The 8,006-nt window shown below is 45.6% G+C and carries 6 protein-coding genes; 1 reads left to right on the forward strand and 5 read right to left on the reverse strand.

From position 1 onward, the window contains the following. Nucleotides 1-186 precede the first annotated feature (186 nt). The 5 genes from recA to purL all read right to left on the reverse strand — a co-directional run bounded on the left by recA (nt 187) and on the right by purL (nt 7,103). A complete protein-coding gene (gene recA / locus B3B27_RS11545) occupies nt 187-1,203 on the reverse strand; it encodes a recombinase RecA (protein WP_238868007.1) in 1,017 nt (338 codons plus the stop codon). A 120-nt stretch (nt 1,204-1,323) separates the two neighbouring features. After that, entirely contained in the window at nt 1,324-1,785 is a 462-nt protein-coding gene (bcp, locus tag B3B27_RS11550) for a thioredoxin-dependent thiol peroxidase (RefSeq protein ID WP_238868006.1), read from the reverse strand. Nucleotides 1,786-1,862: 77 nt separating this feature from the next. Beyond that, nucleotides 1,863-2,972, reverse strand: a complete 1,110-nt coding sequence (gene dprA / locus B3B27_RS11555) for a DNA-processing protein DprA (protein WP_238868005.1) — start codon at nt 2,970-2,972, stop codon at nt 1,863-1,865. A 7-nt stretch (nt 2,973-2,979) separates the two neighbouring features. Further along, on the reverse strand, nt 2,980-3,390 hold the full coding sequence (locus B3B27_RS11560) for an acyl-CoA thioesterase (protein WP_238869520.1): 411 nt from the start codon (nt 3,388-3,390) through the stop codon (nt 2,980-2,982). A 17-nt stretch (nt 3,391-3,407) separates the two neighbouring features. Next, entirely contained in the window at nt 3,408-7,103 is a 3,696-nt protein-coding gene (gene purL, locus B3B27_RS11565) for a phosphoribosylformylglycinamidine synthase (protein ID WP_286847494.1), read from the reverse strand. A 282-nt stretch (nt 7,104-7,385) separates the two neighbouring features. On the opposite strand from purL, the gene B3B27_RS11570 reads away from it, so the two are divergent. After that, a partial coding sequence (locus tag B3B27_RS11570; protein WP_286847496.1) for a LysE family translocator occupies nt 7,386-8,006 on the forward strand: 621 nt, incomplete at its 3' end.

An 8,006-nucleotide genomic window follows, 5' to 3' on the forward strand; every position in this document is an offset into this window, starting at 1 on the left:
CAGATTTATTCCGGACAGTGTTAAATTCCTATAGATTCGCATAATAAAGTTTATTTGATGACCAGACTGGGTTGGCGCCTGCTAAGATGACGAGAGGGAGGGTGGGGGTGTCAGGGTTGGCATGGCTTCTAAATAATTTTAAAGTGAAACGAGATTCCCAAATGAAAATCTCGTTTCTTAAAACTGTTATTTTGTTTTTAATGCCTCAAAAATGAGCTTTTCAAGCTCTTCCGACAGTTCGGGATTATCTTTCACTGCAGCTTTAGCTGCATCGCGTCCCTGTCCTAACTTGGTATCGTTGTAGCTGTACCACGAACCGCTCTTTTTGATGATGTTCAGATCTGCTCCTAAGTCAATAATCTCACCGGTACGAGAAATACCTTCACCGAACATGATATCGAATTCTGCCTTTTTGAATGGAGGTGCAACTTTGTTTTTTACTACCCTTACGCGCGTCGGCCTTCCTATCTGTTCTTCTCCATCCTTTATGGGAGAACCGTTGCCTCGGATATCGAGGCGCACCGATGCGTAAAACTTCAAAGCATTGCCGCCGGTAGTTGTTTCAGGATTACCGAACATGACCCCAATTTTCTCACGAAGCTGATTAATAAAAATGCAGGTGGTGTTTGTTTTGCTTATTGCGGCAGTAAGCTTCCTGAGCGCCTGTGACATCAGACGTGCCTGAAGCCCCACGTTGGAGTCCCCCATTTCTCCTTCGATCTCTTTTTTAGGAGTGAGTGCGGCAACAGAGTCTATCACGATAATATCCACAGCGGAAGAGCGGATAAGCTGTTCAGCGATCTCCAGTGCTTCCTCGCCGCTGCTGGGTTGTGAAATAAGCAGGTCGTCTGTCTTAACACCCAATTTTTCAGCATAGAAACGGTCGAATGCATGCTCTGCATCAATAAAAGCAGCCACGCCACCTACTTTCTGAGCTTCTGCAATAGCATGGATAGCAAGTGTGGTCTTACCGGACGATTCCGGCCCGTAAATTTCAATTACACGGCCCCGTGGATATCCGCCCACGCCCAAAGCCACGTTTAATCCTATTGATCCGGTAGAGATCACCGGCATTTCTTCCACCTTCTCATCACCCATAATCATTATGGAGCCTTTGCCGTATGTTTTTTCAATCTTGTCCATTGCGGCACGCAACGCTTTCAGTTTTTCATTGTTTTTGTTGTCCTTTATTTCTTCTGCCATATTATTTTTTGTTTGATTGATAATTCAGTTGATCTTTCAGACGATTCTTTCAAAGAAACAAACATCTAAATCGGGGGACAATGCAATTAAAGTGTGCGTGACGCACCTTTGCCAATGGCGTTATCCCATCTCTAATATCTGTTTTGCATGATTCTTTGTATCCACTTTTCTACCCTCAATGATGTGCCGTATAATGCCGTTTTCATCGATAAGGAAGGTGGTACGAACGGTACCCATGTATTTTTTGCCCGCCATGGATTTCTCCTGCCAAACGCCGAACAGTTCTACCAGTTTTTTATCGGTATCGGCAATAAGAGGAAAGGGGAGTGAAAACTTATCAATAAATTTTTGATGCGATGTTTCACTGTCTATGCTTACGCCTGCTATCTCGTAACCGGCCCTGAGAAGTTCAGTGTAGCCATCGCGCAAACTACATGCCTGAGCCGTGCATCCCGGTGTGTTGTCTCTTGGGTAGAAGTAAAGGGCAAGCTTTTTCCCTGCAAAATTGCTCATTTTCACTGTCTTTCCGTTCTGGTCAGTTCCCAGGATTTCGGGTATTTTGTCGCCAATATATAAAGCCATTGAATAGTTTTTTAAGTGGGTTACTCGTCAAAGATAAGAAAATAATCGGTAGCCGGAAAATGAATAATTGTCTATTTTTACGTCAGTTTATACATTCCTCCCGGCAGTGATTCTACTAGGTTTTTCACTTCCAGCTCCAGGAGAGTCATGAATAGCTCCGGAACGGGTGTGTTGAGTTCAATGGCGAGCTTGTTCACATGCATTGAGCCGGATCTTTCCAGAGCACTGAAAATCTGTTTTCCCTCTTCCGACAGATCCGGGAACAGCTCTTGTTGTACAGGGAGAGTCTCTTTTTCTTTTGTTTCCCATCCCATGTGGGCAATAAAATCATCGGTACTCTGCAGTAATACCGCTTTATTGTCGGATATCAGCCGATTACATCCGGTTGACATCTTATCATGAACACGACCGGGCAGGGCAAATACCTCCCTGAAATATGAATTCGCGATATCGGCAGTGATTAGTGAACCGCCTTTTACTCCCGATTCTATTACTACCACTGCATCTGCCATGCCCGCGACAATACGGTTCCGTCTCACGAAATTATGCTTGTCAGGATTTGTTTCACTTGGAAACTCAGTTAGCAAGGCTCCGTCTTGAAGCATCTTTACAGCGGTATTGCGGTGCAATTGAGGATATATCCTGTCAAGCCCGTGGGCCAGTACGGCTATGGTTGATAAGCCATGTTGCAGTGCAGCGCGATGAGCGCAGATGTCTATTCCGTATGCCAGTCCGCTGATGATCTGAATATCAGGGATTTTTGAAGAGATCTCACGGATGAACTTCTTGCAATAATCGAGCCCATACCCTGTAGCGTTGCGTGTACCTACAATACTGATTGTTTTTTCGTGGTTGAAATCGGTATTCCCTTTGGCATAGAGCAACAATGGAGCATCAATACATTGTGTTAGCCGCCTGGGGTAACCTGGATCGGTGAAAAAAAGTAGCTGAAGGTTGTTTTTAGTGATGAACTCCAGCTCTTTTTCAGACCTTCTCAGCACTTCAGGATCACGTATCTCCCTGATAAGTTGTCTCGAGATGCGGGGAATGGCTTCTAACCTGCTTACGCTCTCTCTGAAAATAGCCTCTTCATCACCTATTACTTTCAGCAGGTTACGCGCATGCATCACTCCCACGCCTTTTATCTGAGTGAGTGCTATCCGGTATAAAGATTTGTCTGTTGCCATTTGCTTATTAAACCTGAATATATTCTGCAAACGCTTCGTCAAACACTTCGGGCTTTTTTAGAATGCCGTTAACTAGATTCACCACCTCTATCTTTGCTTTGGCGCACAACGCATTATCCTTTAATCGAATGATTTCTTGGTGGAAAATATATTTCACGCCTGCTCTTTCAAGCTGCGTAACGGTACATTTAAACTCATCCATCCCCCTAAGGGGTACTTTGTAGCGGATCTCAACCCGGGAGACTACTGCATCGATACCCTGAGTATGGAGCTGATGGAAATTCAATCCCACCATTTCCAGAAACTCATGGCGCGTAACCTCAAAATAGTGCTGGTAATTGGCGTTGTTTACGTGGCCTTGCGTATCGCATTCGTAATCACGCACTTTCATTATATGTTCAAAAGCAGGCTGAGTCATTTTCACAATTCCTTTGTTTACTTTTCACTTAATTTTAACCACTCCCGTGCATTTGCAAATGCTTCCATCCATGGGGTGACCTCATGTTTCCGGTATTCGTGTGGGTACCAGGCGTTCTGCCAGGGGAAGACAGTCCGTTCGAGATGGGGCATCATTGCCAGATGGCGGCCATCGAGAGAACAGATGGCAGCAACTGAGTAATCGGAGCCGTTGGGATTGCCTGGATATTCATCATACACATATTTGGCTGCAATATTGTATGCTGATTCAGGTTCAGGCAAATTAAAGCGTCCTTCGCCGTGTGCCACCCATATGCCAAGCTTTGTGCCCTCGAGCGATTTGAACATTACCGACCTGTTCTTCGGAATCTCAACGCTTACAAAAGCCGATTCGAACTTGTGCGACAGGTTGTGTGCCATTTTGGGATGAGAGTCGCCCATCTCAGGATAAATAAGCCCTAGCTCCATAAGCAGCTGGCAGCCATTGCAGATGCCGAGACTGAGTGTATCTTCCCTGGCGAAAAAATTACTGAGCGAGGTTTTTGCCTTTTCATTGTACCGGAAACCACCGGCCCACCCTTTGGCGGAACCCAGAACATCGGAATTGGAGAATCCGCCACAAAATACAGCAAACCGCACATCTTCAAGTGTCTCTCGTCCCGATGTGAGGTCGGTCATATGCACATCTCTCACATCAAATCCGGCAAGCCAAAGCGCATATGCCATCTCACGCTCTCCGTTGGTGCCTTTTTCACGGATGATGGCAGCTGTGAGTCCCGTTTTTATCTTTCTATCTGGATTTAAACCCAAATCCTCAAGTTTTCCAGTAAAAGATGGTTTGAAATTGAACTGAAGAGGCTGACTCCCGTAGTTCTTATAACGTTGTCCGGCACATGTTTCTCCACTCTGCTTAATGTCAAGCAAATATGATGTTCTGTACCATATATCACGCAATCTGTCAATGTTGAACTCCTGCCGGAATCCATCTTTTTCAATAATCAGGCTGCGCTCTTCAACAGGCCTTGCTACTATTGCAAAGCCTACACCGTAGTCACCCAGGATTTTCTCCACTAGGCGGTGATGTTTAACCTGAATAAGGACACCGGGATTTTCGGAGAACAGTATTTTAACAAGGTCGGCATGGCGGATTTTATCGAGCCGTGATTCGAGCCCGCCCCTGGGATTTGCAAAGCACATTTCGAGCATGGCGGTGATAATACCACCCGCAGAAATATCATGGCCGGCAAGGATTAATCCACGGTTAACCAGCTCCTGGACGGCAGCGAAAGCGTTCTTAAAATATTCCGGATCGTTCACCGTTGGAGCCTCATCTCCAATCTTTCCCAGCGACTGTGCAAAAGCCGATCCTCCCAGCTTAAACGTATCAAACGAAAAATCAATGTAATAGAGGTAGGTTCCTCTTATATATGCCAATACTGGAGATACAATTTTTCTTATGTTAATAACCTCGGCAGCAGCAGAGATGATAACTGTCCCGGGAGAAAATACCTTGTCATCGCCATACTTTTGAGTCATTGAGAGTGAATCTTTGCCGGTGGGGATATTGATACCCAGGTCACAGGCAAAATCGGAACATGCCTCTACCGCTTTGTAGAGTCGCGCGTCCTCACCCGGATTGCGGCAGGGCCACATCCAGTTGGCGCTTAGCGAGACACTCTGCAAACCGTTTGCAAGTGGTGCAAAAACAATGTTTGTCAGTGATTCGGCAACGGCCATTACAGAGCCTGCAGCCGGATCTATCATGGCTGTCATCGGGGCATGCCCAAGAGATGTAGCCATGCCGGAACACCCCCTGTAATCGAGGGCAATGGCGCCACAGTCGCTCAAGGGCAGTTGTATCTCGCCCTGGCACTGCTGACGGGCAATTCTTCCGGTGACGCTTCTGTCAACCTTGTTGGTGAGCCAATCCTTACAGGCAACAGCTTCCATCCTTAGAACATTCTCTATATATGTCTCCAACATCTCCTGGGTATACTCCGGAGCGCTGTATCTCTCTTCAATGGTTTTATCTTCCATGACTGTCGCCGGCGGCTTGCCGAAGAAATCTCCCAGCTCCATGCTGATAGGGCAGGTGCCATCGGGCTGACGGAAGGTAAACATCATATCGCCGGTGGTTTCTCCCACAACATACATTGGTGAACGTTCACGTGAAGCTATCCGCTCTATTCGTTCAATATCCTGCTGTTTAACCAACAAGCCCATACGCTCCTGGCTTTCGTTTCCTATTATCTCTTTAGCTGAAAGTGTTTCATCGCCTACAGGCAGTTTGTCAATATCAATTACCCCGCCGGTTTTTTCCACGAGCTCTGACAGGCAGTTAAGATGTCCGCCAGCACCGTGATCGTGAATTGAGACTATTGGATTGTCATCTGACTCTGCCAGAGCACGGATAACATTCGACACACGCTTCTGCATTTCGGGATTGGCGCGCTGCACGGCATTTAATTCAATCCCTGATGAATATTCGCCCGTGTTTACAGACGAAACAGCGCCACCGCCCATGCCGATACGGTAGTTGTCTCCGCCCAGTACTACCACTTTCTCTCCGCTTTGCGGTTCTCCTTTCTTTGCATCGCGTTTGTTGGCATAACCTATACCTCCGGCAAGCATGATCACTTTGTCATAGCCAAATTTCTTGTTGTTTTCGAAGTGTTCCATAGTCAGTACCGATCCACAGATAAGAGGCTGCCCGAACTTGTTGCCGAAATCGGATGCTCCGTTGGAGGCTTTTATTAGTATCTGTTCGGGCGTCTGATAAAGCCATTTTCGCGGAGGCAGTGTTTGCTCCCATGTGCGATCTTCTTCTAGTCGCGGATAGGAGGTCATGTAAACGGCCGTTCCAGCTACGGGAAGAGATCCTTTTCCGCCTGCAAGGCGGTCTCGTATTTCTCCACCCGTACCTGTGGATGCTCCGTTGAATGGCTCCACAGTTGTAGGAAAGTTATGTGTTTCGGCTTTGAGTGAAAGCACGCTCTCAACATCTTTTGTTTGGAAGAAATCGGGTTTATCACCGCTTGTAGGTGCAAATTGTTCTATTAAAGGCCCCTGGACAAAAGCCACGTTATCTTTGTAAGCAGAGATCAGGTTGTTCGGGTTAACAGACGAAGTTTTTTTAATTAGCTGAAATAGCGACATCTCCTTCTCCTCGTCATCGATGATGAATTTGCCATTGAATATCTTGTGCCGGCAATGTTCCGAATTCACCTGCGAAAAGCCGAATACTTCACTGTCGGTGAGTTTGCGACCCATCTTTTTGCTGACGGAGTTGAGATAATCGATCTCGTCACTGCTCAGCGCAAGCCCTTCTGTATTGTTATATGTATCAATATCATCAATATATACTATCTCTTCAGGCTTTCTGTCGATGCTGAATATAGTTTGATCCAGCCTTGCATACTTGCGTTGCAGCATCGGATCGAAATCATTTTCATTGTCTTCCGTCCGGGGAATATATTCTTCAATACGTGAGATATCCCCGATCCCCATATTTTGTGTGATCTCTACCGCACAGGTACTCCAGGGGGTAATCATTTCGCGGCGGGGGCCGACAAACGGCCGGTCTACTATCTCAGTGGCAAGCATCTCTGCTTCTCCGAACAGCCATGCCAGCTTCAGTTCTGTTTCAGGTGAGAATGCCGATTTTGTCTGAACGGCTATAACGCTCTGTGAGGGGGTTCTGAAAAATGAAATCATATCTCTGCTTTTTATTATTTACTGAACTTGAATGAGATTAAGAAGATTGAGAAAGGCCATCCTTCCGTCAATCAGAATGGAGAGACAAAGTTAGTGAACTTTTTCGTTAAGTCAAGTGAGCAGAAGACAAGTTTACTTGTATTATGCCATGGCGAGAAAAAGTCTAAACTTGCTTGAACTTTTTCGTTAAGTCAACACTTAAAAATCTCATTTTGTCAGTTATGATAATGAGTGTATCTTTGCAGGCATCAATCTACAGGCTGTTCAGGCAAACTTCAATTTATGTTAGAAACGATTGCTAAAGGTTTTATTATCGGCATCCTGACTTCTTCACCGATGGGACCAATAAATATGCTGGTAATTCAACGAACGCTTAACAGAGGAAGTCAGCATGGATTAGTGTCAGGGATGGGGGCTGTTTTGTCGGACCTCATATACGCCTTGATCACAGTGGTGGGGTTAAGTTTTGTTTCAGATTTTCTGACTGATAATGAGCGATGGATTCAAATTGCAGGAAGCATTATTCTCATTATTTTCGGCTTGTTTGTTTTTCGTTCCAACCCACTTAAAGGGCATATTACTGATATGATTCCGCGGGAGACGCGTTATGTGAAAGATTTTATCTCCTCTTTTTTTCTTACGTTTTCAAACCCGGCAATTATACTTGTGCTGATAGGGCTTAATGCAAGTTTTTCGTTTAACCCTCTGTCAGACGGGTGGGTTTCTCTCATTGCAGGACTGGTTTCGTTTATTGCTGCTTCAATTTTATGGTGGTTTTTTCTTACAGCTTTTGTCTCTATGTTAAGCAGGCATTTTAACCGGAGAGGATTGGTTATGCTAAATCTTACGGTAGGCTTAATATTAATGTTACTGGGTGTGGGGGGAATAGTGTTATCTCTGTTC

This window comes from Proteiniphilum sp. UBA5463 (assembly GCF_002427225.1).
GTDB lineage: Bacteria > Bacteroidota > Bacteroidia > Bacteroidales > Dysgonomonadaceae > Proteiniphilum > Proteiniphilum propionicum.

Bases quoted from the DNA above. Each gene is read 5' to 3' on its own strand.
- recA (WP_238868007.1), bottom strand. From the start codon at position 1,203: ATGGCAGAAGAAATAAAGGACAACAAAAACAATGAAAAACTGAAAGCG.
- bcp (WP_238868006.1), bottom strand. From the start codon at position 1,785: ATGGCTTTATATATTGGCGACAAAATACCCGAAATCCTGGGAACTGAC.
- dprA (WP_238868005.1), bottom strand. From the start codon at position 2,972: ATGGCAACAGACAAATCTTTATACCGGATAGCACTCACTCAGATAAAA.
- B3B27_RS11560 (WP_238869520.1), bottom strand. From the start codon at position 3,390: ATGACTCAGCCTGCTTTTGAACATATAATGAAAGTGCGTGATTACGAA.
- purL (WP_286847494.1), bottom strand. From the start codon at position 7,103: ATGATTTCATTTTTCAGAACCCCCTCACAGAGCGTTATAGCCGTTCAG.